Origin of the sequence: Micromonospora sp. NBC_01796 (genome assembly GCF_035917455.1) — a bacterium.
Taxonomy (GTDB): Bacteria; Actinomycetota; Actinomycetes; order Mycobacteriales; family Micromonosporaceae; genus Micromonospora_G.
The window spans coordinates 4,725,694-4,740,767 of sequence record NZ_CP109078.1; the positions used below are offsets into that span (position 1 = coordinate 4,725,694).

Annotated in this window: 11 protein-coding genes and 13 tRNA genes; 7 read left to right on the forward strand and 17 right to left on the reverse strand. The window is 69.8% G+C overall.

Annotation, left to right across the window (positions count from 1 at the left end):
* Positions 1–109: 109 nt before the first annotated feature.
* The 4 genes from OIE47_RS21840 (at position 110) to OIE47_RS21855 (ending at position 3,179) form a co-directional block, all read left to right on the forward strand.
* Positions 110–550: an HPF/RaiA family ribosome-associated protein gene (locus OIE47_RS21840; protein ID WP_326556396.1), complete on the forward strand. Its 441-nt coding sequence runs from the start codon at positions 110–112 to the stop codon at positions 548–550.
* Positions 551–722: 172 nt separating this feature from the next.
* Entirely contained in the window at positions 723–1,334 is a 612-nt protein-coding gene (locus OIE47_RS21845; RefSeq protein ID WP_326556397.1) for an RNA polymerase sigma factor, read from the forward strand.
* Positions 1,331–2,356 carry a CU044_5270 family protein gene (locus OIE47_RS21850; protein WP_326556398.1) on the forward strand — a complete coding sequence of 342 codons (1,026 nt, stop codon included), beginning with the start codon at positions 1,331–1,333 and terminating at the stop codon, positions 2,354–2,356. The genes OIE47_RS21845 and OIE47_RS21850 overlap by 4 nt, the downstream gene beginning before the upstream one ends.
* 325 nt (positions 2,357–2,681) lie before the next feature.
* A complete protein-coding gene (locus tag OIE47_RS21855) occupies positions 2,682–3,179 on the forward strand; it encodes a CAP family protein (protein ID WP_326556399.1) in 498 nt (165 codons plus the stop codon).
* Positions 3,180–3,268: 89 nt separating this feature from the next.
* On the opposite strand, the gene OIE47_RS21860 is transcribed toward OIE47_RS21855, so the two are convergent.
* The 15 genes from OIE47_RS21860 to OIE47_RS21930 form a co-directional block, all read right to left on the reverse strand.
* Positions 3,269–3,352, reverse strand: a tRNA-Tyr gene (locus OIE47_RS21860).
* 4 nt (positions 3,353–3,356) lie between these two features.
* Positions 3,357–3,430: transfer RNA gene (locus OIE47_RS21865), tRNA-His, on the reverse strand.
* A 2-nt stretch (positions 3,431–3,432) separates the two neighbouring features.
* Positions 3,433–3,504: transfer RNA gene (locus tag OIE47_RS21870), tRNA-Val, on the reverse strand.
* A 5-nt stretch (positions 3,505–3,509) separates the two neighbouring features.
* Positions 3,510–3,579, reverse strand: a tRNA-Ile gene (locus OIE47_RS21875).
* Positions 3,580–3,581: 2 nt separating this feature from the next.
* Positions 3,582–3,653: transfer RNA gene (locus OIE47_RS21880), tRNA-Lys, on the reverse strand.
* 9 nt (positions 3,654–3,662) lie between these two features.
* Positions 3,663–3,735, reverse strand: a tRNA-Arg gene (locus OIE47_RS21885).
* Positions 3,736–4,131: 396 nt separating this feature from the next.
* Complete coding sequence (locus tag OIE47_RS21890) at positions 4,132–4,881, reverse strand: DUF7873 family protein (protein WP_326556400.1); 750 nt, start codon at positions 4,879–4,881, stop codon at positions 4,132–4,134.
* A gap of 57 nt (positions 4,882–4,938) precedes the next feature.
* Positions 4,939–5,015 (reverse strand) — tRNA-Pro (locus OIE47_RS21895).
* 4 nt (positions 5,016–5,019) lie between these two features.
* Positions 5,020–5,092 (reverse strand) — tRNA-Arg (locus OIE47_RS21900).
* Between the two features lie 4 nt (positions 5,093–5,096).
* Positions 5,097–5,169, reverse strand: a tRNA-Ala gene (locus OIE47_RS21905).
* Positions 5,170–5,179: 10 nt separating this feature from the next.
* A tRNA-Leu gene (locus tag OIE47_RS21910) sits at positions 5,180–5,253 on the reverse strand.
* A 10-nt stretch (positions 5,254–5,263) separates the two neighbouring features.
* Positions 5,264–5,336, reverse strand: a tRNA-Met gene (locus OIE47_RS21915).
* Positions 5,337–5,343: 7 nt separating this feature from the next.
* Positions 5,344–5,417 (reverse strand) — tRNA-Leu (locus OIE47_RS21920).
* Between the two features lie 123 nt (positions 5,418–5,540).
* A tRNA-Trp gene (locus tag OIE47_RS21925) sits at positions 5,541–5,614 on the reverse strand.
* Positions 5,615–5,959: 345 nt separating this feature from the next.
* The gene (locus tag OIE47_RS21930; protein ID WP_326556401.1) at positions 5,960–6,865 is read right to left on the reverse strand and encodes a helix-turn-helix transcriptional regulator; all 906 of its coding nucleotides are present in this window, start codon (positions 6,863–6,865) and stop codon (positions 5,960–5,962) included.
* Positions 6,866–7,048: 183 nt separating this feature from the next.
* Between OIE47_RS21930 and OIE47_RS21935 the strand changes: the two genes are divergently transcribed.
* Positions 7,049–8,059 carry an aldo/keto reductase gene (locus tag OIE47_RS21935; RefSeq protein ID WP_326556402.1) on the forward strand — a complete coding sequence of 337 codons (1,011 nt, stop codon included), beginning with the start codon at positions 7,049–7,051 and terminating at the stop codon, positions 8,057–8,059.
* A gap of 118 nt (positions 8,060–8,177) precedes the next feature.
* Here the strand turns inward: OIE47_RS21935 and OIE47_RS21940 are convergent, their stop codons facing one another.
* Positions 8,178–11,897 carry a S8 family serine peptidase gene (locus OIE47_RS21940; protein WP_326556403.1) on the reverse strand — a complete coding sequence of 1,240 codons (3,720 nt, stop codon included), beginning with the start codon at positions 11,895–11,897 and terminating at the stop codon, positions 8,178–8,180.
* Between the two features lie 171 nt (positions 11,898–12,068).
* Positions 12,069–12,947 carry an AraC family transcriptional regulator gene (locus tag OIE47_RS21945; RefSeq protein ID WP_326556404.1) on the reverse strand — a complete coding sequence of 293 codons (879 nt, stop codon included), beginning with the start codon at positions 12,945–12,947 and terminating at the stop codon, positions 12,069–12,071.
* Between OIE47_RS21945 and OIE47_RS21950 the strand changes: the two genes are divergently transcribed.
* Complete coding sequence (locus tag OIE47_RS21950) at positions 12,931–13,344, forward strand: DUF2000 domain-containing protein (protein WP_326556405.1); 414 nt, start codon at positions 12,931–12,933, stop codon at positions 13,342–13,344. The genes OIE47_RS21945 and OIE47_RS21950 overlap by 17 nt on opposite strands.
* Before the next feature lie 145 nt (positions 13,345–13,489).
* Positions 13,490–15,064: an alkaline phosphatase D family protein gene (locus OIE47_RS21955; protein WP_326556406.1), complete on the forward strand. Its 1,575-nt coding sequence runs from the start codon at positions 13,490–13,492 to the stop codon at positions 15,062–15,064.
* Positions 15,065–15,074 lie beyond the last annotated feature (10 nt).

Consider the following 15,074-nt stretch of genomic DNA (forward strand, 5'->3'; position numbering starts at 1 on the left):
CAGCCGCAAGTCACGGCACACGTGGCCGAATCGGAGGATCAGCGCATATGCCTAGTAACACGCTTTCCCGTACTCCTGGCTCTGTGTTGTCTGAGAGCGGGGTGCGGCGATGAGCACCCAGGCAAGCCCGGCGACCGTCGACGACTGCCTGCGCGTCGGAACCGGCTTCTCCCAGGGGGACAGGAACTGGATCGTCGAACAGTTCGCCACCCTGGACGCGCGGCTGGCCTCGTTCGCCGTCGACCGGACCGAACTCGAGGTGTCGGTGAAGGACCGGGCCGCCCGGGGGCAGAAGGTCACCCTGGAGTGCTGGGTCGCCGGTCGGCAGAAGATCGTCACCACCTCCTCGGAGGAGGACCTGCACGCCGCGCTCAACGACGTACGGGACGACCTGCGACGGCGGCTCAACGACGCGAAGACGCGCCAGGAGCCCCGCCACAACCGCCACCTGCGGGAGACCCCCGAGCCGGACCCGGCCATCCTCGACGAGGAACCGCTCACCGGGGACGAGCCGGCCGACCAGCCGGCCCCGGCAAACCGCGACGCCTAGCAGAACCTTTCCCCCCGTCCCGCCCGCCGGCACCTCGGCGGGCGGGACGTCGTCGTACCCGGCGACAGCCCCCGGCCCCGCCACATTCGCGAACACTTCTGCCGCCATCGGCGGAGTAGAGACAAGCCCCCGCGTCGTTACCGGGGTACGCGCGAATGGAGAACATATGGGTGTGGTGACACGAGACGCGCACACCGCCGCGCAGGTCACCGATGCCGAGATCATCAGCCGGATGCACGGGGATCCGGGTGCGTTCGAGGCGATCTTCGACCGTTACTACCCGACGATCCACGGGTACGCGAGCCGGCGGCTGGGGCGTGACCTCGCCGACGACGTCGCCGCGGAGACCTTCCTGGTCGCGTTCGACAAGTGGCGGCGGTACGACACGACCCAGGACAGCGCCCGGCCCTGGCTGTACGGCATCGCGTCCAATCTCATCGCCGGGCACGAACGGGCAGAGGCCCGGCGGTACCAGGCGTTCGCCCGCGCGGAACGTCTCGCGACGGCCGGTGCCAACCTCGACGGCGAGACCGACCAACTCGCCCTGCGGCTGGACGCGGAGGCCGTCCGGGGTCGCCTCGCGGCGGCGCTGCACGAGATCGCACCCTCCGATCGGGAGGTGCTGCTCCTGGTCGCCTGGGCGGACCTGACAGGCGAGGAAATCGCCCGGGCGCTGGAGATCCCCGCCGGCACCGTCCGTTCACGGCTGCATCGGGCACGCAAGAAATTGCAGGTGGCGCTGGGAGGCGCCGACCCCAGGGCAATGGGAAGGGACTTCGAGTGACCGACGACATCACCACCCTGCGTGAGCGCTGGCACGGGGCCGAGCCGCCGTCGCCGGACGCGCAGAACCGGGCGCGGGCGGCGCTGATGGCCAGGATCGCCCGGACCGACGTCGCGGAGGTGCCCGTACCTACGCACGTCAAGGCCCGCGGTTGGCGCCTTCGGGGCTGGGCGTGGCGATCCGGCATCGCCACGGTGGCAGCAGCCGCCGTGGCGTTCGGCCTCGTCACCATCGGAGGCCCCGCCGAGGAGCCGGACGAACCGTACCGAGCGTCCGGGTCCGCGGCCGTGACCTTCGAGCTGGCAGCGGCGTACGCCGAGGCGCAGCCGTTCACGCCGCCGCGACCCGACCAGTGGACCTATGTCGAGCTGAGGATCGTCAACTCGGACGCGGGCGTCCCGAGCAAGGGTCTGAAGGCCGAGGTGACAACGCGGCAGTGGAGCCGGGCCGACGGCAAGCAGACCGGCGAGATCGTCGACGGGGCGCTCCAGATCGTCGACGAGGCCCCGGGGATGACCCGCTTCCCCCCGACCGACTATCCGACGCTGGCCGCACTGCCCACCGATCCGCACGCGTTGCTCGACTGGTTGCGGGCCAGGACGGGCCCGTTCAACGTGGACACCGAGGAGCAACGGAACACCGGACTGTTCAGCGCGATCTCCACGATCCTGCGCAGCAACCTGCTCCCGCCCGCGGTGATGGCGGCGCTGCTGCGGGCAGCCGCCCTGATCCCCGGTGTTGCCCAGGCACCGGATCCGGTCAGCGTCGACGGCCGTACGGCGACGGCGGTCGGCCGCCTGCAGGACGGGTGGCGGCAGGAGGACCTGCTCCTTGACCCGGGCAGTCATGAGTTCATCGGTTACCGATCCGTGGCAGCCAAGGACTTCGACCTCAACACCGACGAGGTGACCCCCGAGGGCCCCATTCACAACGAACCGGTCCAGGTGAAGAAGGGCGATCTCCTGGTCATGCTGACCCGCCTGGCCGGCCGGATCGTGGACGCACCGGGCCAGATCAGCTAACCGGCGTACGGCTCCGAAACAGGACTCGGGGTGGGCTCGCGGAGCCCACCCCGAGTGCGTGATGCCCTTGACGGATCACCGACATTGGCGGGACCAGTCGCGCCGACTAAACCCACTCAAAGGTGTTGTGACGGAGTATTGAATACAGGAAGGAGCTCATTCATCCCCCATTCATTCACAGTGAGTCGGAACGATGGCTGCTGTACTTGCGTCTGGCTGGCTGATGCCGGTCGTGATCCGCGTCAACGCGACCCAGATCATCCGGATGGCGACGTGACTGGGCCGCAACGGCGACCGCCGATTGTTTTCGAAGGGATTCGGAAAAATGCGCGACGCATTCCCGGTTACGACCGACCAGGTCTTCCTGGAAAACATGGTAGCCAGCGTCAACCACTACCGCGCCAAGCACGGCGTACCGCCCGTGACGCTCGACGACACACTCGTGGATTACGCCAAATCGCGGGCCAGCCTCATCTCGACCGAGGAGGGACTGAGTCGCGGGCACGCCGACCTCGACCACACGTACGGCGAGAACCTCTCCTGGCACGCGTCGACCGACGAAACTCCCGCCGGCGCCGAGGACGCCACCTCCGGCTGGTACGGGGAGATCACCGACTACAACTTCGGCGACCCGTCATCGAGCGGCCCCGGAGCCACCGGACACTTCACCCAGCTCGTCTGGCGGGAGACCACCAAGGTCGGCTTCGGCCGGGCCTCCGGCAAGGGCGGAGAGTGGTGGGAGACGTACATCGTGGCGACCTTCTACCCCGCCGGGAACATGCAGGGCGAATACGAGGCCAACGTGCCTCCCGCGTCGGCCTGAGTCCGCTCGACCGGTCGGGTACGGACGCTCGTACCCGACCGGTCGACCAGGTCATGGACGTGGTCGGAACCCCGGTACGGTCGACCGGGTGGTGCGGGCGGAGGGATTCGAACCCCCTCAGCAAAGCAGCCGGTCTACAGCCGGCCCCGACTCTCCAGCGTCGGCGCGCCCGCTCGGGGTGACAGGCGGGAATCGAACCCGGCGACCTCCGGAGCCACAGTCCGGCGCTCTCACCACTGAGCCACTGTCACAGTGCCCGTACCAGGATTCGAACCTGGGACCCTCGCTTTGTAAGAGCGATGCTCTCCCGCTGAGCTACACGGACTTGGTGGCGGGCGTCCGACTCGAACGGCGTCTCCGGATTATGAGCCCGGTATGGTTCCAACTCCACTACGCCCGCAGTACGCCGCCAGGGGCTCGAACCCTGAACCCGTGCATTAAAAGTGCACTGCTCTCCCGTTGAGCTAGCGGCGCTCGATGTTGTGCTCCGCGCAGGAGTCGAACCTGCGACACCCGGTGTAGGAAACCGATGCTCTGTCCACTGAGCTAGCGGAGCGAGTTTGGCGGAGGCCCGGCGATACCCTTCGCCGGGCCCCCAATGGCTTCACCGTTCACACGCCAGCGGCGTTTAAGGCCACCCCTGATACTGATGTCTCCGCGCTCTGCCATTGAGCCACCGCCGCACGGTTTGGAGCGGCAGACCGGACTCGAACCGGCATCTCGGAGGCGATTGGTGGTGGTCGGTAGATCTGGCGATTGGTGAGGTGCTGAGTCTGGAGCGATAACCTCAGCCTGGTCGGCGGCGGTCTGCCTCTACCCGTTGGGCTATCCCGGCCGGTGGTGCCGGGAGGAGGGATCGAACCTCCACTGGAACCGACGCCTGGTGAGTCTGATGGGTCAGTCTCAACCTCGGCGCTTTCGCGCCACCCCCGCTCCAGGGGGTGTCCGTGGGTTACCCGAGCAGGTACTGGAACACAGCCTCGCCGGCCTTGCGGTCGACGGCCTCGACGCTGTTCGCTTCCTCTCGGGCAATCTTGACCGCGTCGATGAGCTGGTCGACCCGGCGCCGCAGCCCCTTGACCGTCTCGGCCGGCAGCGCACCGGACAGCTTGACGGTGGTCCAGGTACCGACGGCGATGTCCTCGTTGAACACGTCGACCTGCGCCGGGTGCTTTTCCGTGGCCTCGGCCCGTACGTGGTTGCGGGAGGTCTTGCGCATCTTCAGCGTCCGAGCGGGCTCGGAGCGGTAGCAGCCCCGGTCGTTGTCCAGCTCCCACGCCTCCGCCGGGTCCAGGGTGGGCAGCTTGTCGACGAACGTACGCCAGTCGATGAGCTGCTTCTCCAGGAACAGCAGGTACGTGACGGGTGCGGCCTCGATGATCGTCCGGCCGTCGACGACCACGTCCGCCTTGGCGATCGCGTTGCTGGCGTCCTGGGTGAGCTGAAGGTCAAACAGTCGGGTCAGGGCCCGGGAGGCGTCCGTGAGTACGTCGGCCACGTTGATCTGCACCCGCGTCGACTCGGGCGGCAACTGCTCCCGCTCGTCGTCGGAGAAGGGCTGGTACTGCCGGGAGATCCCGGCGAGCGGCTGACCCTTCTGTGAGGCGTGGTGGGCGTCGGTCAGCGCCCTGGCCGCCTGCGGTTTGTAACCCTTCACCAGCGCATTGACCTGGTGGAGCTTCGTCTGGTTGGGGGTGGGCATCGGATTCCTCTCGAAGCGACGGCCGGGACAGTGTGCCACCGACACGAAACCAATGGATGGTCGGGACAGCCGGATTCGAACCGACGACCTTCTGACCCCCGGTCAGACGCCCTACCAAGCTGGGCCATATCCCGTACGCGCCCCTGCGGCGATTCGAACGCCGGACCTCCTGGTTCGTAGCCAGGCACTCTTTCCGCTGAGCTACAGGGGCAATGTGGACCCGACAGGTCTCGAACCTGCCACCTCCTGCTTGCAAGGCAGGCGCTCTACCAACTGAGCTACGAGCCCATCAAATGCGTACCCGGCGAGGGATTCGAACCCCCAACCTCCTGCTCCTAAGGCAGGTGCCTCTTCCAATTGGGCTAGCCGGGCATGTGGTGCGTGCCGACGGTTGGTCTCGAACCAACCACCTCCCGATCATGAGTCGAGTGCTCTACCCGATGAGCTACGTCGGCGTGTAGGTGCTCCGAGTGCGATTCGAACGCACACTGCGCGCGGTTTGAAGGCGCTGCCTCCTGCCGTTGGGCTACCGGAGCCGGATGGGGAACCAGCACTGTTCCCCGCCCGGCCAACAACGGAAATGCTGTCGACCGGGCATGTGTAACCATCCGCTGTGGAGTTCTCAACTATCGTTCCCGCCGGCCGGAGTCGGGGGAGAGCAGGGGCAGCAGGAATCGAACCCGCGACATTCGGATTTGGAGGCCGACGCTCTGGCCAACTGAGCTATACCCCTGGGAACATGGTCGTACAACGAGAACGCCGCCCGTTCCCGATGGTGGGAGGGGCGGCGTAGACGCTTCGTGATAGCGCTACGTTCGCCGCCTGCCCAGGTATCGCCGACATCCGCTCGCGGGCCAGTAATGGGCTCGTTCCCCGCCGAGCAGCACGACGCCGCCGCGCGACATCAGTCGCGTGGTGCCGGTGTCGGTGTTGTGCTGCAACACGGCCGCTCCTCGGTCAGGTGTTTGCTTCTAAGTAGGTGTTCGGCTTGCTTCTCTAAGGTAAACGCGACCGATGACCATGGCAATCGCATTTCCGTAGCAAATTCGCGTCGACATCGGACGAGGCGGTCGATCGGCTAATCGAGGCGGTTGGTCGGCTGGGCCGTTCCCGGTCGGGCGGGGGCGGCCGGCTCGCTGGTCCAGCTCGCCAGCAGGCGCAGGGCCTGCTCGGACGCTGACCCGGCCTCGGCGGTGTAGACGCCGAGTATCTGCTCGTCGTCGCCGCTCGGGGTGAGGGCCTCGTACGCCAGGGTCAGCTCACCGACCAGGGGGTGGCGGTAGCGCTTGCTGCCATGGCCGTGGCGCAGCACGTCATGGGCGGCCCACCAGCGCCGGAAGTCCCGGTCGCGTACGGAGAGTTCGCCGACCAGTTCGGCGAGCCGAGGGTCGTGCGGGTGGCGTCCGGCGTACAGGTGCAGGGCGGCGACGGTGCCTCGGGCAGCCTCGTCCCAGTCGACGTACAGGTCGCGGGCGCTCTCGTCGAGGAAGAGGTAGCGAGCCATGTTCCGCTCGCGCGGGGGCAGCGCCTCGAAGTCGGTGTAGAGGACCCGGGCCAGGTGGTTGCTGGCCAGGACGTCCATCCGGTGGCCGGTGATCATCGCGGGGGTGTCGGCGAGGGTTTCCAGCACCCGGTGCAGCCCCGGCCGTACCCGCTGGGGTGGCATCGGGCGGCGCTGGGCGCGGCTCGGTCGGGCCAGCGTGAACAGGTGGCTCCGCTCGGTCTCGTCGAGTCGCAGGGCACGGGCGAGGGCGTCGAGGACCGACTCGGAGACGTTCAGGTTGCGGCCGCGCTCCAGGCGTACGTAGTAGTCCACGCTCATGCCGGCGAGTTGGGCGACCTCCTCGCGGCGCAGGCCCGGCACCCGTCGGCTGCCCGGATGAGGGGTGAGCCCGGCCTCCGCCGGGGTGATCCGGGCCCGCCGGGAACGCAGGAAGTCGCGGAGTTCCGGGTTGCCTCCACCGGCGGACGAGTGGTCACTCATGGTGTCCAGGGTAGGTCGGGTGGTGTGCCCCGGCACCGCCCTTGAGGGGGTCTGCTGGACCCCCGGTACGCCGGATCCCTGGTGAAACCGAGCCTCCCGCTACCGCTGCCGGGACCCGTACCGGCGTGATTGGCTGGATGGGCGATCACTGAGGGTCACGGCAACAGGAAGAGGAACGACAGGATGAGGCGCAGGATTCTTGGCGGTACGGGCATGTCGGTGAGCGAGTTGGCGCTCGGGACGATGATGTTCGGCGCGCTGGGCGACACCGGGCAGGACGAGTCCGTACGGATGATCCACACCGCCCTCGACGCCGGGGTCAACTTCGTCGACACGGCCGACGTCTACTCCCGGGGTGAGTCGGAGGAGATCGTCGGCAAGGCGCTCAGGGGGCGGCGCGACGACATCGTGCTGGCGACGAAGTTCTCCATGCCGATGGGGGAGGACGAGAACCACCGGGGCGGGTCGCGGCGGTGGATCATGAAGGCGGTGGAGGAGAGCCTGCGGCGCCTCGACACCGACTACATCGATCTTTACCAGATGCACCGTACGGATCCGGACACGGACGTCGACGAAACCCTGTCGGCGCTGTCGGACCTGGTCCGGTCGGGCAAGGTACGGGCGATCGGCTCCTCGCTCTTCCCACCGGAGCAGATCGTCGAGGCGCAGTGGGTGGCGGAACGGCGCGGCCACCAGCGGTTCCGTACGGAGCAGCCGCCGTACTCGATCCTGCTGCGGGGGATCGAGGCCGGGATGCTGCCGACCGCCCAGCAGTACGGCATGGGGGTGCTGACCTTCGGGCCGCTCAGCTCGGGGTGGTTGTCCGGGCGGGCGGACCCGACCGGCGGCCGGCGCAAGACCCTGGGGCCGGGGGAGTTCGACCTGGCCGCCAGGGGCAACCAGGCGAAGCTGGACGCGGTCGAGCAGTTGACGACGCTCGCGCGCGAGGCCGGGCTGCCGCTGACCCATCTCGCCACGGCGTTCGTCCGGGCCCATCCGGCGATCACCTCGGTCATCATCGGTCCCCGCCGGCCCGAGCAGTTGCAGGACCTGCTGGCCGGCGCCGAGGTGGAGCTGAGTCAGGACGTCCTGGACCGGATCGACGAGATCGTCCCGCCGGGCACCAACCTGAACCCGGACGACATCTACTACACGAACCCGGCCCTGACCGACAAGCGCCTGCGCCGCCGCTGACCGGCCCGGACCGGCACATCGGGTGGGACCGCTGGTCGCGGTCCCACCCGAGAACCGGCGTACGTCGGTCAGGCGAGCACGGTGCAGGAGGCCGGCCGTACGCGGATCAGGCAGGCACTCAGCGCAGGCCGAAGGCGCGGGTGAGGGTCTGCGTGACGGTGTTGCCGGCGCTGTCCCCGACGGCGGTCCGGAGCGTGACGAACTGCGCCGCCTCCGGTGCCTTCAGCCTGGTCGTCCAGCCACCCTGACCCTGGGTCAGCTTGGCCTGCTGCCAGGTCGCCCCGTCGTCGTACGAGATGTCGAGGGTGAGTTGCCGGATGTCGGCCGTCACACCGGGCAGGTGTGACGGTGCCACGGTCAGCTCCGCACGCCGGGCCGCCCGGCCGGTGGTGTCGGTGTCCACGGTGTAGTCGAGCTGGATCAGCGGCAGGGTCGCCTCCAACTCCGGCCCGGTCGCCGCCGAGGTGAAGTTCCACTCGGTCAACGTGTGGGTCGAGTACGGGTTCGCCCACCCGCCCCGGTCGTTGTCGACCACCAGCCGGTACGGCAACCGCTCCGGTGCGAGCCCGGTGACCGGCAGGAACTCCGCGTTGCCCCACTTGAGCTGCTGGTCGCCCTGGTAGAGGGCGGCCCAGTTCTTGACGTCGTAGTTGCCCCCGGCCTCGCCGACGTGACCGGAGCCGGAGTCGCCCCAACCGGGGACCGGGATGTAGACCCCGTCGAGGTACCGGACCGGCAGGTAGCCGATCGGACCCATCCGGGGCCGCTGGATCGGACCGAACCAGCTCACCCTGCTGATCGGGCCCACCGGGTAGCGGGCCACGTCGATCAGGTGCTGGCCGGTCTCGCCGAGGATGTGCGCGTCGTCCAGCCAGCGTGCGTCGGCGGTGACCCAGTCGGTCCGCTCACCCTGGGCGGGGGCGGTGAGCTGGTTGCCGACCGCCCAACCGCGCCAGATGTCGGGGCGGAACTCCATCGCCTTGCCCGGCCGGAAGTTGCGGAACGACACGTCCACCCGGGCCAGGTCCTTGGGCGTGGAACGCCAGGTCGGGTTGGCCGGGGTCGAGCCGGTCCAGTGGTGCACCACGTCGTACAGGTAGTCGGTGGTGGGGTTCGAGGTGACGGTCAGCGGGACGCTGCCCCGGCGGAGTTGGCCGATCAGCTCCGTACCCTCGTCGGCGGTGAGGGTCGCCACCGTCACCGGGGCGGGGCTCTCCGGGGTCCACGGGTTCTCGTCCCAGGCGTTGAGCCGGCCGACGCCGTCGTTGACGACCAGGAGCAGTTTCGCCCCTGCGGTTGCCGCGCCGGTGGCCTGCTCGGCGATGGTGACGGTGTCGCTGCGGCGTACCACCACGGCCTTGCCGCGCACGTCGCGCTTGGCGAGGTCGGCCGCCGTACCGTCGGCCGCGAAGACCGCCGCCACGTCGGTGGTGCCGGCCGGCAGCGGCGTCGCCGCCCGCTTGACCAGCAGGTCGTCATAGGTACGCGACTTCGTGCCGACGGACAGCGCCGGCTGCTCCAGGCGGAACCGGGCGCCGATCTCGAACTCGCCGTCGGTCACCTTCCTACCGGTCGGGAGCGCCCAGATGCTGTCGTACGACTCGTTCGGCAGCACCGAACTCTCCACCAGACTGTCGGCGTACGAGCGGTGGATGTCGAGTCGGACGGCGGAAGGCGTGGCCGCCTTCGGCACGTACGCCATCACCCGGGTGAGCTTGGAGCCGTCCAGGGTGACGGTCCGGTCCCGGTCGAGCTGGACGTCGTTGAAGGGGAGTACGGCCATGCCGAGCGAGTGCGGGCCGTTCGCACCCTGCACGTCACCGCTGAGCCAGCCGCTGTAGTTGCCGACCGGCAGCCGAAGCACCCCGACGCCGGACTCGTCCAGATCCAGTGCGGTGAAGAGGTTCTTCGCGGTGACGATGACCTTGCCGGCGAGCGGCTTGCCCGAACGGTCCTTCGCGATGATCTTCAGGTTCTGCCGCTGTCCCTCGCGTACGGCGCCGATCAGGGTGTGTGCGCGGACCGTACCGGTGCCGTCCGTGGCGTTGATCATGCCGCTGAGCTGCTGGTCGATCGGGAGCAGGTCCAGGTCCGCGGTGAGCGTCACCGCGCCGGTCCCGTGCGCGGGCACGGTGACCCGGCTGGTCGAGAGGGTGAACAGCCCGGCCGGAGCGGTGGCGGCGTCGACGGCCAGGTCCAGGGTGACCGCCTCGTCGCCGACGTTGGTGTACGTCACCTGCTTGACGTCGGTGTCGCCCGGCTTCGGCGGCCACGGGTGGAAGCCGGAGGAAGCGCTGGCGGTGGCGAACACGGTCGCGTGCACCGCCGCGGCGACGTCCACCCGCCCCGCACCCGCCTGGTACGGCGTGTACGCCGGAGTCGGCTTGACGCTGCTGACCAGAGCCTGCTTGATCTGCTGCCCGGTCCAGTCCGGGTGGGCGGCGACCAGGAGCGCGGCGGCACCGGCGACGTGCGGTGTGGCCATCGAGGTGCCGCTCATCGTGGTGTAGTAACCCGATCCGCCCCGTACGTAGTGGGAGCGGGCGGCGAGGATGTCCACACCGGGCGCGGTGAGTTCCGGCTTCAACCCGCCGTCGGCGCGGGGCCCCTGGCTGGAGAAGTCGGCGAGCTGGTCGGCGGAGTCGACCGCGCCGACGGTCAGCGCGGCGTCCGCCGTACCGGGAGAGCCGATGCTCTGCGGGCCGCTGTTGCCGGCGGCGACCACGAACAGGGCGCCGGTCTCGGCGCTGAGCTCGTTCACCGCCACGCTCATCGGGTCGGTGCCGTCGGTTCCGCCCCCGCCCAGGCTCATGCTGACGATCCTGGCCTTCTCCTGCCGGGCGGCCCACTCCATGCCGGCGATGATCCAGGAGTCCTGCCCCCGGCCCTCGCCGTCGAGGACCTTCCCGACGATCAGCTTCGCGCCGGGTGCGACGCCCTTCTCTTGGCCGTCCGACGCGGCGCCGCTGCCGGCGATCGTCGACGCGACGTGCGTACCGTGCCCGTTGAAGTCGGCCACCTCCTCGTACGGCACGAAGCTGGTGCTGGTCGCGATCTGCCCGGCCAGGTCCGGGTGTTCGGCGTCGACACCCGTGTCGAGCACCGCGACCGAGACACCGGTGGCGGTGTTCCCCTCCGCCCAGACCTGCCGCGCGCCGATCTGCGCGGTCGAGTCGGCCAGGCTGGCGGTGACCCGGCCGTCGAGCCAGACCTTGGCGATACCGCCGGTGAACGACGGGCCGGCCGGTGCACGCCGGGCGGTCGTACCGGCCGCTGTCCCGGTCAGCGAGGACCAGAACGTCGGTGCCTGCGCGCGTTCCTGGGCAACGGCCGCGCCCTGGACGCTGGTGAGCGGCCGTACGACCGTGGAGCCGGCCACGTTCGCCGTGGTACGGGCACGGGCGGCGGCGTCGGTGTAGCGGACGATCAGCGGCAACCGGTCGGTGTTCGCGTCGTCGTAACCGTCGGCGATCAGCCCGGTCACGTTGAACAGTTGCCGGTCGAGCAGCCCCGCGGTGACGTACGGCAGGGCGGCGTCCGGGTAGACGTACAGCGATCCGTCGACCACCGCGCGGTGGAAGCTGGCGGTTGTCCCGTTCGGACCCTCGACCGAACGCAGCGCGCTGCCGTCGGCGGCCGTGCCGACCGTGACCTTGTCGCCGGTGATCAGGGTGACGCTGTGCGAGCTGCCGGCTCCCGGTGGGGGTGAGGTGACCGGAGCCTGCGGTGGAACCGGGCCGGCGGGTGCGGCGGCGGCGGGCGGGGTGACGCCCACCGCCAGGGCCGCGACCGTACCGAGGGCGATCAGCCCCGGCCTGCGGATGGGTACGAGAGGCAAGGGATTTCCTTCGTCGTCATCGGATGTTTGGCAAGAGCATCCGGCCGGTCTGTTACATCGACACCAAGATCAGCCTGGCGGCGTTGCGACATGTCGCATTCTTGCCATCCGGTCCGTGGACCGGCGGTGCCAGCCCAGCGGTGCCAGCCCAGCGGCGTCAGCCCGGCGGTGCTATCCCGTGGGGGCGGACGCGGAGTAGCGGGCCGGGGTGGCGCCGAGGTAGCGGCGGAAGTGTCGACTCAGGTGCGACTGGTCGTGGAAGCCGACCGCCACGGCCACCTCGGCCGGGGGCTCACCGGCGAGCAGCCGACGGCGTGCGGAGTCGATCCGCCGCCCGGTCAGGTACCGGTGCGGTGGCACCCCGTACGCGCCGGTGAACGACCGGACCAGGTGGCTCGGGTCGGCGTGCAGGATCTCCGCCGCCTGTCGCAGCGAGACCCCCTCGGCCGTACGGGCGTCGATCAGGTCGCGCAGCCCCGTGGCGAGGCGGCGGTCCGGCGCGGCTGGTGGACTGCTCGGGTGCCGGACCAGGTGCCGGCGCAGCCGCTCACCCACGAACGCCAGCCGGCTCTCCGCCTCGAACGCGTCGGCGGGGGTGGCGAGGGCACGGTGAAGCTGGTCGATCCGGCGCCGCAGCAGGGGGTCGTGCAGGGTGGGGGTGTCCACGGACGCGTCGACCAGGCCCGGGTCGAGCACTGATTCGTCGAGGTAGAGGACCCGTTTGCGGAAGCCGTACCGGGTGGCCGCCCGTCCGTCGTGGACCACGTGCGGCGGCAGGAGGGTGACCGCCTGCTCGGCGGCGTCGTGGCCGTGCCGGTCGAGGGCGTAGTTGATCGCACCGTCGTCGACGATGAGCAGGGTCCAGGTGTCGTGGGTGTGCGCCGGGTAGGCGTGGCCGAGGAAGCGGGCGTGGAAGACCTCGGTGATCCCGGCGACCACCGGATGCCAGGCGGTGACCCGCTCGGGTCGTGGCGTGTGCCGCACGTCAAGAACGTACAAGACCGGGGTGGCGGTGGGCGGCAGGGTGAGGGACATGACCACCTTTTCCACCAAGATCGCCGTACTGCTCCGGGACGACCTGGCCACCTGGCAGCGGCTCAACGTCACCGCGTTCCTGGTCAGCGGGATCGCGGCCACCGCACCGGAGGTGATCGGCGAACACCACGTCGACGCCGACGGCACGAAGTACCTACCCATGTTCGGCCAGCCGGTGCTGGTCTTCGCCGGCCCCGGCACGCTGCTGACCACGGCACACGGGCGGGCGGTGGAACGCGGGCTGGCGATGTCGGTGTTCACCGCCGAGCTGTTCGGCACCGGGAACGACACCGACAACCGGGCGGCCGTACGGGCGGTGGCCCGCGCCGCGCTGGACCTCGTCGGGTTGGCGGTCATCGGACCCCGCAACGCCGTCGACAAGACACTGAAGGGCGCCAGCCTGCACCCCTGAGCACCCGCCGGTGGTAGCTGACGTCGGTACGCGGGTGGTGTCCTCGGGATCGCCTTCGTTCGGCCATCGCGGGGCAACCTCGGCCTCACCCGTACTCCGAAGGATCGGTGTTGATCTTCGATTGTCTGCCCGAAGGAGAACCTCCATGCAGAAACTCGATCGACGCGGATTCCTCGGCCTGACCGGCGCCGCCGGCGTCGGGCTCGCGGCGGCGGTGGCCGGCCTCTCGGACGCCCCCGCCTGGGCCACCGGCAGGCTCCCCACCGACCTGTTCAAGCTGGGCGTCGCGTCCGGCGACCCGCTGCCCGACGGAGTCGTGCTCTGGACCCGGTTGGCGCCCGACGCCCTCGCGGCCGACGGCCTCGGCGGCATGCCCCGCCGGGTCGTCCCGGTGCAGTGGGAGGTCGCCGAGGACGCCCGGTTCCGGCACGTCGTCCGGCGCGGCCTGGACCTGGCCACCCCGGAACTGGGGCACTCCGTCCACGCCGAGGTCAGCGGGCTGCGGGCCGACCGCGAATACTTCTACCGGTTCCGCGCGGGCAACGAGGTCAGCCCGGTCGGGCGGACCAGGACCGCTCCCGAACCGTGGGCGCGGCCCGGCAGCCTCGCCTTTGCCTTCGTCTCCTGCCAGAACTTCCCGACCGGCCACTTCACCCCGTACCGGCACCTGGTCGAGGAGGACCTCGACCTGGTCGTCCACCTCGGCGACTACATCTACGAGGGTCCGGCGGCCGGCACGATCGGACGCGCCCACCTGCCGGCGGCGGAGATCTTCTCGCTGGCCGACTACCGGGTACGGCACGCCCAGTACAAGACCGATCCGGATCTCCAGGCCGCACACGCCCGGTTCCCGTGGGCCGTCACCTGGGACGACCACGAGGTGGAGAACAACTACGCCGACGAGCTCTCCGAGGACGCCAACCAGTCACCGGAGAGCTTCCGGCAGCGTCGGGCCGCCGCCTACCAGGCGTACTACGAGCACCTGCCGCTGCGGCGCAGCGCGCTGCCGCGCGGTGCCGACATGCGGCTCTACCGGCGGCTGCGGTACGGCCAGCTCGCCGAGTTCAACGTGCTCGACGGCCGCCAGTACCGCGACGACCAGGTCTGCGGGGGCGGTTCGTCGGCACCCTGCGACGACGCCCTCGACCCGTCGCGGTCGATGCTCGGCGCGCAGCAGGAGAAGTGGCTGCTCGACGGGCTCACCTCCTCGCACGCCACCTGGAACATCCTGGCCCAGCAGACCGTGATGGCCCGCGCCGACCGCGACCCCGGACCGGGGCTGCTGCTGCCGATGGACAACTGGAACGGGTACGAGCCGGCCCGGCAGCGGATCTTCGACCGGGTCGCCCAGCGCCGGATCGACAACATGGTGGTGGTCACCGGCGACGCCCACTGCAGCATGGTCGCCGACCTCAAGCAGAACTTCGACGACCCGAAGTCGCGCACCGTCGGCGTCGAGTTCCTCGGGACCTCGATCACCTCGGGGGCCGACGGCGCGGACATGGACGCCCGGGGCACCGAGTGGCTCGCCTCGAACCCGCACATGAAGTACTACAACCAGCGGCGCGGGTACGTCCGCTGCACCGTCGGCCGGGACGAGTGGCGCAGCGACTACCGGGTGGTTCCGTACGTGACGACACCCGGTGCACCGGTGAGCACCCACGCCAGCTTCGTGGTCGAGAGCGGACGTCCGGGCGTACAGGCGGACACCACCCACTGACCGGCGCGGC